The sequence below is a fragment of the Lentzea sp. NPDC059081 genome, assembly GCF_042738015.1.
Lineage (GTDB): Bacteria > Actinomycetota > Actinomycetes > Mycobacteriales > Pseudonocardiaceae > Lentzea.
The window spans coordinates 82039-100499 of sequence record NZ_JBHYGW010000018.1 but is presented as its reverse complement, the minus strand read 5'-3'; the positions used below and the strand labels follow the sequence as shown (position 1 = coordinate 100499).

19 protein-coding genes are annotated in these 18461 nt (G+C 69.7%); 9 read left to right on the top strand and 10 right to left on the bottom strand.

Annotation, left to right across the window (positions count from 1 at the left end):
* Positions 1-63 precede the first annotated feature (63 nt).
* A complete protein-coding gene (locus ACFWV3_RS31655) occupies positions 64-2634 on the top strand; it encodes a CHAT domain-containing protein (RefSeq protein WP_382416609.1) in 2571 nt (856 codons plus the stop codon).
* Between the two features lie 329 nt (positions 2635-2963).
* Here the strand turns inward: ACFWV3_RS31655 and ACFWV3_RS31650 are convergent, their stop codons facing one another.
* The 3 genes from ACFWV3_RS31650 to ACFWV3_RS31640 are packed head-to-tail and all read right to left on the bottom strand — an operon-like array spanning position 2964 to position 4209.
* Complete coding sequence (locus ACFWV3_RS31650) at positions 2964-3323, bottom strand: VOC family protein (protein ID WP_382416607.1); 360 nt, start codon at positions 3321-3323, stop codon at positions 2964-2966.
* On the bottom strand, positions 3320-3688 hold the full coding sequence (locus tag ACFWV3_RS31645) for an SgcJ/EcaC family oxidoreductase (protein ID WP_382416605.1): 369 nt from the start codon (positions 3686-3688) through the stop codon (positions 3320-3322). The genes ACFWV3_RS31650 and ACFWV3_RS31645 overlap by 4 nt, the downstream gene beginning before the upstream one ends.
* Positions 3685-4209, bottom strand: coding sequence for a hypothetical protein (locus ACFWV3_RS31640; protein WP_382416603.1), 525 nt, complete (start codon positions 4207-4209; stop codon positions 3685-3687). The genes ACFWV3_RS31645 and ACFWV3_RS31640 overlap by 4 nt, the downstream gene beginning before the upstream one ends.
* Positions 4210-4355: 146 nt before the next feature.
* On the opposite strand from ACFWV3_RS31640, the gene ACFWV3_RS31635 reads away from it, so the two are divergent.
* On the top strand, positions 4356-5303 hold the full coding sequence (locus tag ACFWV3_RS31635) for a LysR family transcriptional regulator (protein ID WP_382416601.1): 948 nt from the start codon (positions 4356-4358) through the stop codon (positions 5301-5303).
* Between the two features lie 253 nt (positions 5304-5556).
* Here ACFWV3_RS31635 and ACFWV3_RS31630 read toward each other — a convergent pair whose 3' ends face one another.
* Positions 5557-6717 carry a PQQ-dependent sugar dehydrogenase gene (locus tag ACFWV3_RS31630; protein WP_382416599.1) on the bottom strand — a complete coding sequence of 387 codons (1161 nt, stop codon included), beginning with the start codon at positions 6715-6717 and terminating at the stop codon, positions 5557-5559.
* A gap of 10 nt (positions 6718-6727) precedes the next feature.
* Positions 6728-7630, bottom strand: a complete 903-nt coding sequence (locus tag ACFWV3_RS31625; protein ID WP_382416597.1) for an alpha/beta fold hydrolase — start codon at positions 7628-7630, stop codon at positions 6728-6730.
* 28 nt (positions 7631-7658) lie between these two features.
* Here ACFWV3_RS31625 and ACFWV3_RS31620 point away from each other — a divergent pair, with 28 nt between their 5' ends.
* The 3 genes from ACFWV3_RS31620 (at position 7659) to ACFWV3_RS31610 (ending at position 9629) form a co-directional block, all read left to right on the top strand.
* Complete coding sequence (locus ACFWV3_RS31620) at positions 7659-8573, top strand: 2-hydroxyacid dehydrogenase (protein WP_382416595.1); 915 nt, start codon at positions 7659-7661, stop codon at positions 8571-8573.
* A 70-nt stretch (positions 8574-8643) separates the two neighbouring features.
* Positions 8644-9375 carry a DoxX family protein gene (locus ACFWV3_RS31615; RefSeq protein WP_382416593.1) on the top strand — a complete coding sequence of 244 codons (732 nt, stop codon included), beginning with the start codon at positions 8644-8646 and terminating at the stop codon, positions 9373-9375.
* Positions 9376-9386: 11 nt separating this feature from the next.
* Positions 9387-9629, top strand: a complete 243-nt coding sequence (locus ACFWV3_RS31610; RefSeq protein ID WP_382416591.1) for a hypothetical protein — start codon at positions 9387-9389, stop codon at positions 9627-9629.
* Here the strand turns inward: ACFWV3_RS31610 and ACFWV3_RS31605 are convergent.
* The gene (locus tag ACFWV3_RS31605) at positions 9624-10760 is read right to left on the bottom strand and encodes a hypothetical protein (protein ID WP_382416589.1); all 1137 of its coding nucleotides are present in this window, start codon (positions 10758-10760) and stop codon (positions 9624-9626) included. The genes ACFWV3_RS31610 and ACFWV3_RS31605 overlap by 6 nt on opposite strands.
* A gap of 2 nt (positions 10761-10762) precedes the next feature.
* Complete coding sequence (locus ACFWV3_RS31600) at positions 10763-11119, bottom strand: hypothetical protein (RefSeq protein WP_382416587.1); 357 nt, start codon at positions 11117-11119, stop codon at positions 10763-10765.
* Positions 11120-11277: 158 nt separating this feature from the next.
* Between ACFWV3_RS31600 and ACFWV3_RS31595 the strand changes: the two genes are divergently transcribed.
* Positions 11278-11904, top strand: coding sequence for a hypothetical protein (locus tag ACFWV3_RS31595; protein WP_382416585.1), 627 nt, complete (start codon positions 11278-11280; stop codon positions 11902-11904).
* Here ACFWV3_RS31595 and ilvD read toward each other — a convergent pair.
* The 3 genes from ilvD to ACFWV3_RS31580 all read right to left on the bottom strand — a co-directional run bounded on the left by ilvD (position 11901) and on the right by ACFWV3_RS31580 (position 14727).
* Entirely contained in the window at positions 11901-13745 is a 1845-nt protein-coding gene (gene ilvD / locus ACFWV3_RS31590) for a dihydroxy-acid dehydratase (protein WP_382416583.1), read from the bottom strand. The genes ACFWV3_RS31595 and ilvD overlap by 4 nt on opposite strands.
* A 77-nt stretch (positions 13746-13822) precedes the next feature.
* A complete protein-coding gene (locus ACFWV3_RS31585; RefSeq protein WP_382416581.1) occupies positions 13823-14248 on the bottom strand; it encodes a vitamin K epoxide reductase family protein in 426 nt (141 codons plus the stop codon).
* Positions 14245-14727, bottom strand: a complete 483-nt coding sequence (locus tag ACFWV3_RS31580) for a PH domain-containing protein (RefSeq protein WP_382416579.1) — start codon at positions 14725-14727, stop codon at positions 14245-14247. Before ACFWV3_RS31580 ends, ACFWV3_RS31585 begins: the two co-directional genes overlap by 4 nt.
* 232 nt (positions 14728-14959) lie before the next feature.
* Here ACFWV3_RS31580 and ACFWV3_RS31575 point away from each other — a divergent pair, with 232 nt between their 5' ends.
* The 3 genes from ACFWV3_RS31575 to ilvC all read left to right on the top strand — a co-directional run bounded on the left by ACFWV3_RS31575 (position 14960) and on the right by ilvC (position 18393).
* On the top strand, positions 14960-16792 hold the full coding sequence (locus ACFWV3_RS31575; RefSeq protein WP_382416577.1) for an acetolactate synthase large subunit: 1833 nt from the start codon (positions 14960-14962) through the stop codon (positions 16790-16792).
* Positions 16792-17298 carry an acetolactate synthase small subunit gene (gene ilvN, locus ACFWV3_RS31570; RefSeq protein ID WP_030467896.1) on the top strand — a complete coding sequence of 169 codons (507 nt, stop codon included), beginning with the start codon at positions 16792-16794 and terminating at the stop codon, positions 17296-17298. Before ACFWV3_RS31575 ends, ilvN begins: the two co-directional genes overlap by 1 nt.
* A gap of 81 nt (positions 17299-17379) precedes the next feature.
* Positions 17380-18393, top strand: coding sequence for a ketol-acid reductoisomerase (ilvC, locus tag ACFWV3_RS31565; RefSeq protein ID WP_382416575.1), 1014 nt, complete (start codon positions 17380-17382; stop codon positions 18391-18393).
* The last annotated feature ends 68 nt before the right edge of the window (positions 18394-18461 follow it).

Genomic DNA, 18461 nt, shown 5'->3' with positions numbered 1-18461 from the left:
CCTGGTTGGCGGGCAGCGCCAGGTGGACACGTGTGGTGTGATGATCACATGCACGCTCGTGCCATGGAGAGAGCGCGCGAGTTGTTCGAAAAGGGCTGGGCGGAACAAGCGGAATTTCGCTTCCCCTCGGCCATTCGCCTGCTCAAGCGCGCGCTCACGCACATCGACCGCGTGGAGCCCGGCCAAGAACGTGCGGCGACCCGCGCACGCATCCTCTACACCCTGGGCCTCTGCCAGGGTGAGACGAGCGGTATGGCCGTGGCCGTCGAGGCGTTCGACGCCGCCCGTCGCGACATCGCGACCATTGAGGACGCCGCCACCAGGACGATCTTGAACGCCGGTGTGGACCACAACCACGGCCTCATGGTCATGCGCATGGGCCAGCCGGAGCACGCGGTTCCCTGGTTCACCAGGTTCATCGACGCTGTCGAGCACGAGGTCGAGCAGATGACGCCCGGCGAGAACGGAGCACTGGTCCAGGGCTTCGTCCGCACGTTGGTCAACAGGGGGTTCGCGCAAGCCGCGGTGCGCAAGAGCGCAGGGGCGATCGCCGATCTGGAACGCGGAATCGGCCTCGCGCGAAAGCACGAACTGCACCACCTCTACCACTTCGGTCTGCACGCGCTCGGAAACGTCCACAAACAAAGCGGTGATCTCGCCGTGGCGCTGCGCCGGTACGAGGAAGCAGAACGAATTCTGCGCGCCGATGATCAACGTGCTCTCCTGGCGCGGCTGCAGTTCGACCAGGCAGAGGCCATGCTCATGATCGGTCTGTCCGATGAGGCCGGTCAGCACCTCGACGAGGCGCTTCCCGTGATGCGCAAGGAGAAGTTCGGCCAGGAGATCGCCGAGGTCGAGATGTTCCGCGCGTCGGCGGCGTTGCTGGACGGCCAGTTCGACCTGGCTCGCCGGATGGCGAAGCGGTCGGAGCGCAAGCTCGTCCGCCGCGGCAGCACGTGGTGGATGATGGCCGGTCTGATCGAGCTGTGGGCGCACGGCCGTCATGCCATGCGCACCAGGCGTGTCTCGAACGCGCTGGTGCTGAAGGCGTTGACGTTGTCGGACGAGCTGGCGGCCAACCACCTCGTGGACGAGTCGCGGCTCGCGTTGTTGCTCGCGGCGCGGCTGGAGGTCCGGCGTGGACGACTGGCTGAAGCCGAGGAGCTGTTGAGGCGGGTGCCGGGCCCGCGGGCCGTCACGCCGCTCGACCACCGCATGCAACGCAGGCTGGTGCTGGCGGAACTGGCGCTGGCCAAGGGAAGTCGCCGGGCCGCGCTGGTGCACGCGCGCAAGGCGTTGGACGAGCTGGGCCGCGTGCGCGACCAGCTCGGCGGCCTGGAGCTGGTGTCCGCCACGGCGGTGCACGGCCGCGAGCTGAGCGAGCTCGCGATCAAGCTCGTGCTGGAGGACGCCGACGCGCGCCGGCTCTTCGCCTGGCTCGAACGCACGCGGGCGCAGACCTACCGGTACGAGCCGCTGGAGTCAGTCGAGAACAACAACGAGGTCGCCGAGCGGATCAGCGAGGTGCGCAACCTCAGCTGGGCGATCCTGCGGCACGGTCTGTCGGGTCAGCCGACCGCGGACCTGCGCGCCAAGCTCGTGAAGGCGCAGCGCGAGGCGAACCGGCTCGGCTGGCACTCGCAGCGGTGGGGCAAGCCGCGGCCGGTCGCCGGCGTCGCCGAGGTGATCGCGGAGCTGGGGCAGCGGGCCATGGTCAGCTTCGTCGTGTCCGGCGGGGAGATGGCCGCCGTCGTGGTCGCGGGCGGACGGGTCAGCCTCGTGCGGCTCGGCGCCGCGGCGGAGGCGCTGGAAAGCGCCCAGAAACTCCACTTCGACCTCAACGCGCTCGCACCCGACCACCTGCCCGCGCCGTTGGTGCAGGTCATCGGGCTGTCGGCGCACAAGCAGGCCGACCGGCTCGACGCGTTGCTGGTGAAGCCGCTCGCGCACCTCATCGGCGACCGCGAGCTGGTCGTGGTGCCGACCGGAGAGCTCTACGCGGTGCCGTGGGGCGTGCTGCCGAGCCTGCACGGCCGGCCCGTCGCCACCGCCCCCTCGGCCACGGCCTGGCTCGCCGCGGCCCAGGCGGGCAAGCCGAGGACCGACCGCGTGCTGGTGGTGGAGGGTCCGGGGCTCCTCTTCGGTCACGGCGAGGTCGACAGGCTCGCCACCCACCACGAGAACGCCACGGTCCTGTCGGGGGACGCCGCGACCGCCAGCGAGGTCCTGGCGCACCTCGACGGCGCCGACCTGGTCCACGTGGCCGCCCACGGCGAGCACGAGACCGAGAACGCCCTGTTCTCCCGGCTCGAGCTCGCCGACGGCCCGCTGTTCGCCCACGAGCTGGGCAGGTTGCGCACGCCGCCGGCGCACGTCGTGCTCGCCGCGTGCGAGCTGGCGCTCAACCGCATCCGGCCCGGTGACGAGGCGCTCGGCTTCGCGGGCGCCATGCTCGCGGGCGGGACGCGGACCGTGGTCGCCGCGGCCAGCAAGGTCGGCGACGAGGCGAGTGCCGCCGCGATGGCCGACTACCACCGGGCGCTCGCGGCGGGGGCGGCCCCCGCGGTGGCGCTGGCCGAGGCGATGGCGAAGGACCCGTTCCGGCGGCCGTTCCTGTGCCTGGGGTCGGGCTAGCCCGACCGAGTGGTCGTGCGGAGTGAACGTGCTGGTCAGCGGTGATTCGTGCCCTGAGAACCCTGGTGGTTGGTGAACTTCTCTCGCCCACCTGCGTGGTTCTGTGCCACTCTCGACGGTGACCGAGGGGAAACAACGGCCCGCCTATCGGCTCCAGCCGGTGCGCGGGCCGTTGTGCAGCGCTACGGCAGCCTGGTCGTCGCGATCTTCCGGACCGGCACCCGATGAGACGAAACGGGGGCGGGAAGGCCCCGACAGCCTCTCCCGCCCCCGCTTGCAATACCCCGCTCCAGGGTTCCCGCCTTCCGCACGGGGAAACAAATCCCAGGTCAGAGCCCCAGCGGCAGGAACCCGTGCGCCGACAGGTCGAACCAGTTGCCCTCCGGGTCGATCGCCCGGTACTCCGCGAACGGCCGGTCGCCGCCGCGCAGCGCCGGACGGGGCTCCAGCGACTCCAGGTACGGCTCCACCGACTCCACGTGGAAGCCGAAGTGGTTGAACCCGGCCGGCACGTCCCCGTCCAGGCGCTGCTGGATCAACGCCAGGTTGAGGTACCCGTCGGTGACGAAGTGGCTGCCGTCGGGGTCGGTGTGGAAGAGCTCCATCCCGAACCGCGAGGTGTAGAAGTCCGCCATCTTCTTCGCGTCCTGCACGACGAACGCGATGTGGCGCAACCGGGGCCTGGTCATGACTGTCCCTTCGGGATCATGTTGTGGAACGCGGCGATCTCCCACTCCCCGCCCCGCCGCACGACGACGGCCTGCGCGTGGGTGGTGATGCCCGCCGGGGCGATGGACGACGTGACGTGCACGACCGAGACGTCGTCGGTCAACGGCCTGATCAGGCTGATCTCCGCGGTGAGCTTGGTGTCGCGGTAGGGCCCGGAGAAGAGCCGCGAGTGCCCGAGGGCGACGTCCCGCCGCCCGAACAGCTCCTCACCGCGCACCGTCACGAAGTCGACGTCCTCGGCGAAGACGGCGGCGAACGCGGGGCCGTCGCCCGCCGCCCAGCCCTGTTCCATGCGCTGCCACAGGGAGTAGATCGGTTCGGTCATGAGTGGTTCGTCCTCAGGGGCAGGCGCAGGCACTCGGCGTCCCACGCGGCGAGCGAGTAGTAGAGGCCGCCGTGCCGGCGTTCGAGGTAGCAGACGACGTTCACGGGCCACCCGCTGTTGCGGAACATGTGCTCGTCCATCGGCGTCGGGCTGTCGCTCAACGGCCGGTCGCGCTCGCACTCCGGTCCCAGCCGGTGCCAGTCCGGGTGCAGGTGGATCGAGCCGAGCACGTCGAGGCCGCGCGCGTCCGCCGCCCGCGTGATCCTCAGCAGGTCGGCGGGGTCGAGCCACCACGCCCGCACCGGGTTCTCGTACGCCGTGCCGAACCGCGGCACGATCGTCGACGCGAACTCCTCGCGTGCCGACGGGTCGGTCAGGCGCGCGTTGCGGCCGAACGCGACCTCCGAGACGACGGCCTCGGTGCCGGCGGACCGGCCGAGCAGCACCGCGAAACACGGTCTCGGCTCGTCCTCGGTGATGAACGAGTATTCGGCGGACGCGGCCTCCAGAAACGTTTTCACGGCGCGGTCCGAAAACAGCACCGCATCGGTGCGCGCCGGGCGTTCGGCCAATTCCATCACGTCGCCGAACGTATCGAGACTGGCCAGTGCCACGCGATACTTCGGAGGGTGTTGGGGTTATTGCATTCGGCGATAACATCGGCCGCATGCGTCTAGAGGTGAGGCATCTCGAACTGGTCGTGGCGATCGCCGACTGCGGCAGTCTGCGCAAGGCCGCCGCCCGCCTGCACCTCACCCAGCCGGCGGTGACGACGCAGCTCAAGCGCATCGAGGGCCACCTGGGCGGGGCGCTGTTCCTGCGTTCGGCCGGTGGCGTCGTGCTCACGCCCGCAGGGTCGGATTTCGTCCAGGAAGCGCGTTCGATGCTGACGCAGCTCATCACCCTGGAACGCGTAACGCGCCGTAACGCACAAAGCTCCGATGCGCCGACCAGGGTCGCCGGAATCCCCGCTTATCACTTCGGACTACTCGTGAGCGCGTTGCGGGACAACGTCACGAGCCGCACCATCAAGGAGACCGCGACACTCACCGCGTTGCTCACGACGGGGGAACTCGACATCGCCGTGATGCGTCGATTTCCCGGTACTCCGCTCTCGCTTCCGCCGAACGCCGGGCACCAGTTGCTCACCCGTGAGCCGCTGTTCGTCGGCGTGCCGGACGACCACCCGTACGCGCGTGCGTCCGAGATCCCGCTCGCGGCGCTCGCCGACGACAAGTGGGTCATGCCCGAGCCGGACGACAGCGGCATGAACGCCCACTTCGCGCGCGAGTGCGCGGTGGCCGGGTTCGAGCAGCGGATCGCGCACTTCAGCAGCGAGCCGCACGTGGCGCTGACGTTGATCAGGTCCTCCGGCGCGGTGTGCCCGCTCTACCCGGTCGGCGGCACGCCACCCGGCGTCGCCCGGCTGCCCGTCGCGGGAAACCCGCTGGTCCGCGAGGTCGTGCTGGCCTGGCGGACCGACGCGCCGGTGGCGGGGGAGATCGACGACCTGTGCGACCAGGTCGCCGCCGGGTACCTCCGGCTGGTCGAGGAGAGCGACGTCTACGCGCGGTGGTGGCGGTCCGGGGGCGAAGCGTTCGCCCTCGGGAGCTAGGGGTGTCCTGCGGATCTTCGGGGTCTGGTGGCGTGGGGGTGTGCTGGTGGTCGCGTTGGGTGGGCGGGTTCCTGTTTCATGCGCGGGGCTCTGCCCCGGACCCCGCCAACTGATCAAAGACCCCCAGCGCCCTCGGCGGGTTGATGGCACGCCTGTTCGGGTTGGGCGGCTTTTTGCTGCCTAGGTGGTGCGGTTCGGGTGGGGTGGGTCCCGTCACGAGCCGTGCCCTGGGTGAAGATCCTCAGGACAGCGCCTAGTCCTTCGTGCCGCCACCGTTGTTCGGGCGCACGATGATCACGACCCGGTCGTCCGACGAGACGGGCTGACCGGCGGCCTTGTTGACCGTGCCGACCAGCGACGCCGACTCGTTCAGCATCTCCACCGGCCCGATCCGGCCGAAGCCGTCCTCGGCCATCGTGATCTCGGGCTTGCCGGTGAAGGCGCCGGAGGCGTTCATCGACAGCGACTGCAGACCCGGCGTCTTGGCCGTGGCGACGGTCAGCGTGTCCGAGTACGACGCGCACCCCATCACGCCCGGCTTGTCCGGCCAGTTCCACGCGACCTCGCCGAGCTTGCCCGGCACGACGCGGTAGACGACGTCGGCGTTCGCGGTCCAGTCGGTCACCCAGATCTTCTGGGCGTCCGCGGACACGCACAGGCCGCCGGGCAGCGTCAGCCCGGACGAGACGACCGCGGAGCCCGCAGTCGGGTTGCCCTGGGCCGGCTTGCCGGAGCCGTCGATGCGCAGCACCTTGCCCGCGAGCGAGTTCGGGTCGGCGGCCAGCGCCGGGTTGCCCGCGTCGCCGGTCGCCACGAGCAGCGCGCCCTTGCGGTCGCTCGCGAGCACCCCGCGGTTGCCGGTCGGGCCCTTGGGGATGCCGGTGAGGATCGGCTTGGGCGTGTCACCGGGAGCGATCCGCAGCACCCGGTTGTCCGTCGCGGTCGTCACGTACACGTAGGCGAGCTGGTCCTCGGCGAACGTGGCCGACAGGGCGAGCCCGGTCAGGCCGCCGTCGGAGCCCGCGTCGGTCTCGATCTGCGCGACCACCACCGGGTCGACGTCCTTGGTGACCTTGAGCAGGCGCCCGCCGCGTTCCGTGGCGTAGGCGGAGACCCCGCCCTGGGCGTCCGCGCCGATCGGGGCGACGCCCGTGACGGTGTTCAGGCACGTGGCGATCACGGCCGGGTTGAAGTCCTTGCAGCCCTGCGGCGGCGGCACGTTCTGCGGCGTCTGCCCGCGGCCCTGCTCGCCCGGCGTCGGCCGGAACTCGCCCGGCAGCTCTGGCTTCGGGCCCGCCTGCGGGGTCAGCTGTGGTTGCGCGCTCCAGCTCGTCGGCGCCGGCTCGTCGGGAAAGCTCGCACAGCCCCCTGCCAGCAGGCAGGCGGCGGTCAGCAACGCGATGGAACGAACCACGACTCCCAGGCTAGGTGCGCGACCGTGAACCCGAAGTGAACGCCTCGGCCGTGGCGAAGTCGACCGACCTCACCCGGTCGAGCAGCAGGTCGAGCTCCGCGGCGACGACCTCGGGTGCCTCCAGCGGCAGGTAGTGGCTGCACGGCAGCACCCGCAGGCGTGCCTGGGGCAGCGCGGCGACGGGACCGGACATGCTCTCCGTGGTCGCCAGCACGTCGTCGCGGCCCGCCAGCAGTGTGATGGGGCACACGATCGGGCCGAGGTCCTGGCGCGGGGTCTCGCCCAGCGCGAGCGCCAGAGTGAAGTACCAGCGCCAGTCGTGCTGGAGGAACCGGCCCACGGCGTTGGTGACGGCCTTCTGGTCGCTGCTGGGCTTGATCACCCCGCTGTGCCGCAGCAGGAACGTCGTGGCGTCGGTGACCGGGACGCGGTGCAGCACCTGGTCGAGGACCGGCCCTGCCTGCTGCAGCAGCTTCGTACCGGTCACCCCGACGAACCGGCGGATGCTCTTCGGGACCAGCGGCAGCATCGCGTCGAACGAGTCACCCGGCGCACCCGCGACGAGCAGCAGTCCCGCGACCCGTTCGGGATGGCGCAGCGCCAGCTCGGCGGCGATCGTGACGCCCATCGACCAGCCCATGACGACGCACCGGTCGACGCCCGCGTCGTCCAGCACCGCGATCGCGTCCGCCACGTGGTCTTCCAGCGAGATGTTGCGCTCGTCGACGGGCCGGTCCGACCCCATCGTGCCGCGCATGTACCAGCTGAGCAGGCCGCCGCGGTCCGTCAGCGACGGCCACGACTCGGGGCCTGAGCCCACGCCGGGGCACAGCAGCACGGGTGTGCCCTCGCCCGCTGCCTGCCACGTCCGGATCTTCGTGCCGTCCCACGCGATGACGTCGTGCTCCCGCATGCCCGCCATTCTGACGTACGTTGACCTCGTGACGCTCACCGTGCTCGTGCCAGATGACTTCGGAGTGCAGGCGCTGTCCCAGGTGGACGGTGTCCGGCCGGTCCGCTACACCCCGGGCGAGCCGCTGCCGGCGGACGGGCTGGACGCCGAGGTCCTGGTGCCGAGGTTCCTCGCGGGCACCGACCCGCGCGAGGTGTTCGCGCAGCTGCCGAACCTGAAGCTCGTGCAGCTGCTGAGCGCGGGCGCCGAGAACTTCGTGGGCCGCGTGCCCGACGGAGTGATGCTCTCCACGTGCCGCGGCGCGCACGGCGGCAGCACCGCGGAGTGGGCGATCGGCGCGTTGATCGCCATCTACCGCGACTTCCTGGTCTTCGACCGCGCCCGCGCCGAGGGCCGCTGGGACTACCACCTGACGGACACGTTGCAGGACAAGAAGGTCCTGATCGTCGGCGCCGGCGACCTCGGCGACCAGTTACGCCGCCGGCTCGAACCGTTCGACGCCACGGCGACGCTGGTCGGCCGCACCGCCCGCGACGGCGTGCACGGCGTGGACGAGCTGCCGACGCTGCTGCCGGAGTTCGACGCGGTGGTGGTCTTCACGCCGATGACCGAGGAGACCAGGCACCTGGTCGACGCCAAGTTCCTGGCCGCCATGAAGGACGGCGCGATCCTGGTCAACGGCGCCCGCGGCCCGGTCGTCGACACCGGCGCGCTGCTCGCGGAGCTGACCTCCGGCCGCCTGCGCGCCGCCCTCGACGTGACCGACCCCGAGCCGCTGCCCGAGGACCATCCACTGTGGACCGCGCCGGGCCTGTTCCTCACCCCGCACGTGGCCGGCAGCTGCACTGGCCACACGAAGCGCGCCTACGCGGTGGTCGTGTCCGAGGTGGCTCGGTACCGTGCGGGAGAGCGGCCCCGGAATCTGGTCCACGGGACCTATTAGTCCGTCCGGGTGAAACTGGGCTGCCGTTCGGCTCTCGCGCGCCCGCATGCGGCCTCACTAGCGTGCGGGCGTGGCTACTCACGACAAAGGCTCGAGCACCTCGAGCGCTTTCTCCGACGACTCGTTCTACTCGAGCAGCGGAGGGGGAGTGCACCACTTCGACGACGGCACGGACAGAGTCGGCGGGAGCACCTCCCAGCCGTACGACTCGTCGACGAAGGCGTTCGACAACACGGGCTACACGCCGCTGGAGAAGTCCACTGAGGACTCGACGGCCCTGGACGACCCGTTCGAAGACGACCGCAAGAAGTTCGGCTGGACCGCGGGCCCCGACCTCGGCCTGCTGGGCCTGCGCGCGGTGCTGGGCGGCATCTTCGTGCTGCACGGCCTGCAGAAGGTCTTCGGCCTGTTCGGCGGCCCCGGCATCGACGGCTTCGCGCAGTCGCTCGAGAAGATGGGCTACCGCGAGTCCGTCGTGCTCGCCTGGGTCACCGGCGTCACCGAGCTGGCGGGCGGCAGCCTCCTGGTCCTGGGCCTCTTCACCCCGCTGGCGGCGGCGGGCCTGCTCGCCGTGATGGCCAACGTCATCGCGCTGAAGTACAAGGGCGGCTTCTTCGGCCCCAACGGCGTGGAGCTGGAGCTGGCACTGGCCGGCATGGCCTTCGCGGCCCTGTTCGCCGGGCCTGGGCGTGCCGCGCTGGACTACAACCGCAGCTGGTTCCGCCACCCGGTCGCGGCCGGTTTCATCGCGTTGCTGCTGGGTGCGGGCGGCGCGGCGGTGACCTTCTTCGTGTTCCGGTAAGAACGTTCCTCGTGGGGAAGAACCTGACGGGCGCGGTGCTGCAGCTGGCGTTGCTGGTGATCGGCATCCCGGTCGTGTACCTGGTGGCGTTCCCGTTCGGGTTGACCGGCCGGTCGTTGTTGCCGCCGGTCGGGTTGCTGGCCGGGTTGGTCGTGAGCGGTGTCTTGGTGAAGAGGACCGGACAGCCCGTCAGCGGACCGCTGACGGGCTGGCTCGTGTTCGGGGCGTGTGTGGCGCTGGCGTTCGCCTTATAGCTTCTTGAGCGCCGGCTTGGGCATGAGGTCGCCGATCTTGGGGTGGCGGACCACGACCTCGTCGCGTGCCGCGCTGTACTTGTCGTAGAGCTGCCGGAGCACGGAGATCCTCGCCTCGATGATCAGCAGCTGCGCCTTGAGCTTCTCCGCCTCGGCGAGCGTGAGCTTGCTGCGGCCCTCCAACGCCGCGGCGTTCGCGGTGCGCAGGTCGGTCCTGCTGTTCGAGAGGGCGGTCTGCGCTTTGGTGATCTCGGTGAGCGTGCTGGTGATCGGGTCCTGCGCGGCAGTCCCCTCCTCGAGGTCCATCTCGATCTCGGTGGTGGCCAGCGCGCCGCCGATGGAGGTGGTGAGGTCCACCAGGGCGGTCAACGTGGTGGTGATGCCCATGAGCACAGCGGCCGCTCCCACGCCGATGGCCGCGAGCCTGGCCCAGTCCCTGGTCGCGTGGTCGCCCGTCTCCGGCACGGTCACCGTGGAGTTGGTCGTGGCGTTGAAGTGCGGGCCCGGATCAGGTCCCGGGATCTCGTAGTCGGCCCGTTCCTGGAACGACTGCACGTTGTACGTGCCCACGACGACCAGGCCGATCCCGCTGAGCGTGGTGATCACGCCCTTGGCGACGTTCGCACCGGCGGTCCACTTGGCCGACGAGCCGCCGTGCGAGCGCACCAGGTGCTTCTGCTTGCCGATGTTCCTGTCGGCGTTCGCCCGTTCCCGGTTGTGGAAGTCCATGATCGCCCGGGCTTCGGCCATGGCGATGTTCCTGATGTTCAGGTAGCGCTCCGAGTCCTTGCGCATGGGGTACTGCGACAGGACGTTCCTCATCGCCTTCTTCACGACCGCTTTGATGGACGCCGCGTCGTCGTCGGCGGTGACGCTGGCCCAGTCCCGGTCGGAGGTGATCTTCGTCAGGTCCCGGATCTCGGTGATCAGCACCGTGACCGCCTCGTCGTCGGAGTCCTCGTCCTTCATCTCCCTGCGCTTGCGCGGTCTGTCAGGAGGACTTCCGATCTCGACGATGACGTCGTCGTCGTGCTTGACGGACTTGAGCTCCAGAAGCTCGAGGTCGTCCTTGCGCTCCTGCTTCCCGTCGTCCGCTTTCTTGATCTCGTCGTCGATCCCTCGCTGGCTCATGCTCACGCGCCCTTCGGGCCGGCTGCCATCCGGTCGGCGACGCGGCTGACCTCCCGCACGGCGTTCAGCAGCTCGTCGTCGACCAGCAGGAGCTCGATGAACCTGTCCTCGAGGGCTTTCTCGTCCGTGCCGAGGTCGGCCAGCGCGGCCAGTTCCGGGTACCGGCCCCGAAGCTCGGCGACGAACCTCGCCACGGACTCGTCCACCGGCTCGGGCTTCGCGGGCTTCCCCGCGGCGACGGCGGCGAGGGCCTCCCACAGCTCGGCCGTCACCGTGGCGTCCGGCTTCAGCTCGCCGAGGTAGGTCTTCTTGAAGTCGATCACTTTCGCCTGCAGGCGCGCGTCGTATTCGATTGCCATCGGCCGCTCCTCACCGGGTTGATGCACCGGAGTCTCCGAGCAACCGCCGAGCCGGCCCACGGTCGATCGGGCACCCGAGCGGGCCAAGCCGCCGTTGCCTGTTCGGCTGCCTCAACACGCCTGGCAGCCGAGGGCCGCAGCGCCTGACGATGGCGCGTATGCCAACGACGGGGATCGACAGCGACTTCGCCACCAGCGAGGTCTTCGCCGGCGCGCTGCAGGCGGCCGGCTGGAACTGGGACCGCGACAGGGAGGACTTCATAGCCGGCGTGGCCGGCGCGTTCGTCGACTACGGGCAGTTCGCCGAGACGGCTTTCCACGACGACGTGTTCTGGAGGCACCTGGCGAACCGGCTCGGTGGCACCGGACAGGCGGAGCAACTGGTGGCCGCGCTCGCACCCGATGCCCTCACCGAGATCCAGTACAGGCTGCTGTTCAACGACGCCTACCTGACCTACAACATCGCGATCGCCGCCGAACGGCAACAGCAGCAGGACCAGGTCGTCGCGACGCTCTGGAACCTCCCGAACCGCTGGAACGGCGAGGCCGGCACCTGGGCGGAGTACGCCGAGGACGTCGTCGCCGCGGTGCCCGACCTCCACGCCGCGATGTCGGGGTTCGCCGAGTGGAGTCACGACGCGCTGGTGGCGCTCTTCACGGAAAAGGGCCTGCTGCAGCCGAAGCGACAGCAGGCCCAGCTCACCTTCGCACCCGGCTACGAAGGACCCGAGGTCCAACGCCTCGCCGAGTTCCTCGACTTCATCGAGAAGAAGCAGAACGCCTAACGGCTCGGGTCGCGCACCGCACCCGTCGACGCGTCGGTGGCCATGCGCGCGTAGGCACGCAGTGCGCCCGTGACGGGGCGGATGCGGTCGACCGGCTGCCACGGCCGTTCGGACGCTTCCATCTTGGCGCGGCGTTCGGCCAGCACGTCGGCGTCCACCAGCAGTTCGAGGCGGCGCTCGTGCACGTCGATCAGGATCCGGTCGCCGTTCTCGACCAGGCCGATCGTGCCGCCGCCCGCCGCCTCCGGCGAGATGTGGCCGATCGACAGGCCCGAGGAGCCGCCGGAGAAGCGGCCGTCGGTGATCAGCGCGCACTTCTTGCCCAGGCCGGAGCCCTTCAGGAACGCCGTGGGGTGCAGCATCTCCTGCATGCCGGGGCCGCCTGACGGGCCCTCGTAGCGCACGACCAGCACCTCGCCCGCCTGGATCTCCTTCTTCAGGATCACCGAGACGGCCTCCTCCTGGGACTCGACGACGCGCGCCGGGCCCTCGAAGTGCCACAGCTCCTCGTCGATGCCGGCGGCCTTGATGATCGCGCCGCGCTCGGCCAGGTTGCCGCGCAGCACGGCCAGGCCGCCGTCGCGGGTGTAGGCGTGGTCGAAGTCGCGGATGCAGCCGCCGGCGGCGTCGGTGTCCAAAGAGGACCAGCGGTTCGACGTCGAGAACGCCTCCGTCGTGCGGACTCCGCCCGGTGCCGCGTGGAAGAGCTCCAAGGCTTCCTCGGACGGCGACTCGGCGCGGATGTCCCACTTGCCGAGCCACTCGGCGAGCGTCGGCGTGTGCACCGACGTGACGTCCTCGTTCAGCAGGCCCGCGCGGTGCAGTTCGCCCAGCAGCGCGGGGATTCCGCCGGCCCGGTGGACGTCCTCCATGTGGTAGTCGCTGTTCGGCGACACCTTGGACAGGCACGGCACGCGGCGCGACAGGTCGTCGATGTCCTGCAGCGTGAAGTCGATCTCGCCCTCCTGCGCGGCGGCGAGGATGTGCAGCACGGTGTTCGTCGAGCCGCCCATGGCCATGTCGAGCGCCATCGCGTTCTCGAACGCCTTGCGGTTCGCGATCGACCGCGGCAGCGCCGACTCGTCGTCCTCGCCGTACCAGCGCCTGCACAGCTCCACGACCACGCGGCCGGCCTCGGAGAACAGCTCGCGGCGCGCGGCGTGCGTCGCCAGCGTGGAGCCGTTGCCCGGCAGGGAGAGCCCGAGCGCCTCGGTGAGGCAGTTCATCGAGTTCGCGGTGAACATGCCGGAGCACGAGCCGCACGTCGGGCACGCGGAGCGCTCGACCTCGGAGAGCCCGTCCTCGCTCACGGCAGGGGAGGCCGACGCGGAGATCGCGGTGATCAGGTCCGTCGGCGCCACGGCCACGCCCTCGACGACGACGGCCTTGCCGGCCTCCATCGGCCCGCCGGACACGAACACGACGGGGATGTTGAGCCGCATCGCCGCGTTGAGCATGCCAGGGGTGATCTTGTCGCAGTTCGAGATGCAGACGATCGCGTCGGCCTGGTGCGCGTTGACCATGTACTCGACGGAGTCGGCGATGATCTCGCGGCTGGGCAACGAGTAGAGCATCCCGCTGTGGCCCATGGCGATGCCGTCGTCGACCGCGATGGTGTGGAACTCGCGCGGCACGCCACCCGCCTCGCGCACCGCGTCGGCCACGATGTCGCCGAGGTCGCGCAGGTGCACGTGGCCCGGCACGAACTGCGTGTAGGAGTTGGCGATCGCGATGATCGGCTTGCCGAAGTCGCTGTCCGTCATGCCGGTCGCGCGCCAGAGGGCGCGGGCTCCGGCTGCGTTGCGGCCGTGCGTGGTGGTGCGAGAGCGGAGCTGAGGCACTGCTCCTCCAGATTCAGTTCAAGGCAGAAACGCGCGGGACGCGGGGGTGAGGCGTCCACCAGTCTGGGAGCGGTGCCTCAAAGGTTACTTGTGCGCAGGCTCGCCGTGACCAGCAGATAGGCCAGCGCGAGCGTGATGACGTGCACAACGGTGCACCACAGGCAGATCTTGCCGATGATCAGGAACTCGGCCGCGACCAGGTAGACGACCATCAGGACGCCGATGCCGGCCGCTCCCAGCCGCACCCACCTCAGCGCGTCGATCCGCCACGCGAACGGGAGGCAGATCACGGTGAGGAACGCGAAGAAGGCGAGTCCGAGGAACGCGACGGGGATGCCGAGGAGCTCCGACTGCTCGCTCGTCGTCACGGTCTCGCAGTCGATGACGGCGTCGGCCGAGCACAGCAGAGCGTTCGCGTTGAAGTGCGTGTACGTCAGATAAGCCGAGGTCAGCAAGCCCGCGATGGACAGCAGCAGGCTCAGCAGCGGAACTCGTTCGGTCACTTCTCCGACTCTACGACCTTGTCCTCCACGACCTCGGGAGCCTCGTCGGTGGCTTCCTCGGTGACCACTTCAGGGACTTCCTCGGTGGCTTCCTCTGCGGGTTCGGTGTCCTGGACCGTCGGGTCGGGCACGCGGCCACCGCTGACCGCCGACAGCGCCGGCAGGTGCATGAACCGCACCGCGGGCAGCGTCACCTCCGACGCGTCCTCCTTGACCGCCCGCAGCCAGCCCTTCTGGATCAGGCGGATGTACTTCACCTCGGACCACTGGAGCGTCGTCGTGCCGAACGCGCCGCGTGCCACGATCTCGTCCTCGGTGACGGTGGTGCGGTTGCGGACGACCCAGTAGGCGTAGCCGAGCGGCAGGACGTAGAGCGCTTGCAGCCCGGGAGCGACCCACGCCACAGGCGTGACGCAGATGGCGATCAGACCCGCCGCGAGCAGGGCTGTTGCCGGGATGCGAAAGACCAGCTTCTTCACCCGGACGATTGTTCCACGTCCACGATCCGGGAATTCCGTCTCGCAGAGTTGACGCCCTCTTGCCAGAGGGGATAACGTCCCGGCCATGCAGCGCACGCTCGTTCTCGTACTTCTCAGGCGCGTCGACGCCTGAGCCGAACAGCCTGCGTCGACGCGCGACCCTCGCACGACCCTTCTCCGGGTTGTCGAGGGTTTTTTCGTGTCCGGACCCCGATACCCACGAGGCAATGAGATGACCAGCGCACCATCGCGACAGGCTTCCGAGCCCACGTCGCCACGTCCAGGTCCGCGGCCCAAACCGGCCCCGCCGACGGGCGCACCGATTCGTGTAACCGGTGCTCAGTCGCTCGTCCGGTCGCTCGAGGCGGTCGGCTGCGAAGTGGTCTTCGGCATTCCCGGCGGGACGATCCTTCCCGCGTACGACCCGCTGCTGGACTCCACGAAGGTCCGGCACGTCCTCGTCCGCCACGAGCAGGGCGCCGGCCACGCGGCCACCGGATACGCGCAGGCCACCGGCAAGGTCGGGGTCTGCATGGCGACCTCGGGACCGGGCGCGACCAACCTCGTCACCCCGCTCGCGGACGCGAACATGGACTCCGTGCCCGTCGTCGCGATCACCGGCCAGCAGTCGCGGCCGCTGATCGGCACGGACGCCTTCCAGGAGGCGGACATCTGCGGCATCACGATGCCGATCACCAAGCACAACGTCCTCGTGACCGACGCCGCGGAGATCCCGCGGGCGATCGCGGAGGCGTTCCACATCGCGGCGACCGGCCGACCCGGCCCGGTCCTCGTCGACATCCCCAAGGACGTGCTGCAGGAGCAGACCAGCTTCTCGTGGCCGCCCGAGATGCGCCTGCCCGGATACCGGCCGACGACCCGGCCGCACGGCAAGCAGGTGCGCGAAGCCGCCAAGCTGATCGTCAACGCCCGCAAGCCCGTCCTCTACGTGGGCGGCGGCGTGATCAAGGCCGACGCGCACGCCGAGCTGATGCGCCTCGCGGAGGACACCGGCATCCCGGTCGTCACCACGCTGATGGCGCGCGGCGCGTTCCCCGACTCGCACGACCAGCACCTGGGCATGCCCGGCATGCACGGCACCGTCGCGGCCGTCGCGGCGATGCAGAAGTCGGACCTGCTGATCGCGCTGGGCGCCCGGTTCGACGACCGCGTCACGGGCCAGCTGTCGTCGTTCGCCCCGGACGCGCAGGTCATCCACGCCGACATCGACCCGGCCGAGATCTCCAAGAACCGCCGCGCGGACGTCCCGATCGTGGGCGACTGCAAGGAGATCATCACCGAGCTGATCGACGCCGTCCGCGCCGAGCGCGAGAACACCAAGGCCGTCGACCTGGCGCCGTGGTGGGAGACGCTGAAGTCGCTGCGCGAGACCTTCCCGCTGGGCTACGACTGGCCGGACGACGGCACGTTGTCGCCGCAGTACGTGATCGAGCGCATCGGCCGGCTGTCGCCGTCCGACACGATCTACACGGCGGGCGTCGGCCAGCACCAGATGTGGGCGGCGCAGTTCGTGAAGTACGAGCACCCGCGCACGTGGATCAACTCCGGCGGCCTCGGCACGATGGGCTTCGCCGTGCCGGCCGCCATGGGCATCAAGGCCGGTGAGCCGGGCCGCACGGTGTGGGCCATCGACGGCGACGGCTGCTTCCAGATGACCAACCAGGAGCTCGCCACCTGCGCCATCGAGGGCCTGCCAGTGAAGATCGCCGTGATCAACAACGGCAACCTGGGCATGGTCCGCCAGTGGCAGACGCTGTTCTACGGCGAGCGGTACTCCAACACGGATCTGGGGACGCACAAGCACCGCATCCCAGACTTCAAGCTCCTGGCGGAGGCTCTCGGCTGCGCCGGCCTGCGCGCCGAGTCGCGCGAGGAGGTGGACGAGGTGATCGCGAAGGCGCTGGAGATCAACGACCGCCCGGTCGTGATCGACTTCGTCGTCGGCAAGGACGCCCAGGTGTGGCCCATGGTCGCGGCGGGCACCGGCAACTCCGAGATCATGGCCGCCCGCGGCATCCGCCCCCTGTTCGACGAGGACATCTGATGACCAGGCACACGCTGAGCGTTTTGGTCGAGGACAAGCCCGGTGTGCTCGCACGCGTCGCCGGCCTGTTCTCCCGCCGCGGCTTCAACATCGAGTCGCTGGCGGTCGGCCGCACGGAGTACCCCGACATCTCCCGCATGACGATCGTGGTGTCGGTCGACGAGCTGCCGCTGGAACAGGTCACCAAGCAGCTCAACAAGCTCATCAACGTCATCAAGATCGTGGAGCTGGAGCCGACGGCTTCCGTGCAGCGCCAGCTGGTGCTCATCAAGGTCCGCGCGGACGCCACCGTCCGCTCGCAGGTCCTCGAGACCGTGCAGCTCTTCCGCGCGAAGGTTGTCGACGTGTCGCCGGAGGCGGTCACCATCGAGGCCACCGGCACGTCTGAAAAACTCGACGCGTTGCTGCGCATGCTGGAGCCGTACGGGCTCCGCGAGATCGTCCAGTCCGGCATGGTCGCCATCGGCCGTGGCGCTCGTTCCATCACCGCCACCGCGGTCCGTTAGCGAGTCGGCCGGATGACAGACTTCCCGGCGACCTCGCCGCCGTCTGCGGAGCAGCGGCAATCAAACACAGAAGGAAATACAGTGAGCGTTGAGATCTTCTACGACGACGATGCCGACCTGAGCGTCATCCAGGGCCGCAAGGTGGCCGTGATCGGCTACGGCAGCCAGGGCCACGCCCACGCGCTGTCGCTGCGCGACTCGGGCGTCGAGGTCCGCATCGGCCTGCAGGAGGGCTCCAAGTCCCGCGCCAAGGCCGAGGAGGAGGGCCTGGAGGTCGGCACGCCGTCCGAGGTCTCCGCGTGGGCCGACGTGATCATGATCCTGGCGCCCGACACCGCGCAGCGCCACATCTACGCGAACGAGATCGCCGCCAACCTCAACGAGGGCGACGCGATCTTCTTCGGCCACGGCTTCAACATCCGCTACGGCCTGATCACCGCACCGTCCGGTGTGGACGTCGCCATGGTCGCCCCGAAGGGCCCCGGCCACCTGGTCCGCCGCCAGTTCGTCGACGGCAAGGGCGTCCCGGCGCTCATCGCGGTCGAGCAGGACGCCTCGGGCAACGCCCAGGCCCTCGCCCTCTCGTACGCCAAGGGCATCGGCGGCACCCGCGCCGGCGTCATCAAGACGACGTTCAAGGAAGAGACCGAGACCGACCTCTTCGGCGAGCAGGCCGTCCTCTGCGGTGGCGCCTCTGCCCTCGTCCAGGCCGGCTTCGAGGTCCTCACCGAGGCGGGCTACGCCCCCGAGGTCGCGTACTTCGAGTGCCTGCACGAGCTGAAGCTGATCGTCGACCTCATGTACGAGGGCGGCATCGCCCGCATGCGCTACTCGATTTCCGACACCGCCGAGTTCGGCGACCTGACCCGCGGCCCGCGCGTCATCACTCCCGCCGTCAAGGAGGAGATGAAGAAGATCCTGGGCGAGATCCAGGACGGCACCTTCGCCAACGAGTGGGTGGCCGAGGACGACAACGGCCGCGCCAACTACAAGAAGCTCCAGCAGGAGGGCGAGAACCACCCGATCGAGGCAACGGGCAAGAAGCTCCGCGACATGATGTCGTGGGTCGACCGCCCCATCACCGAGACCGCCTGACGTTCTCACCAGGTCTTTCCCCCAGGGAGGCCCGCAGCGCGTGTGTGACGCGCCGCGGGCCTTTCCGC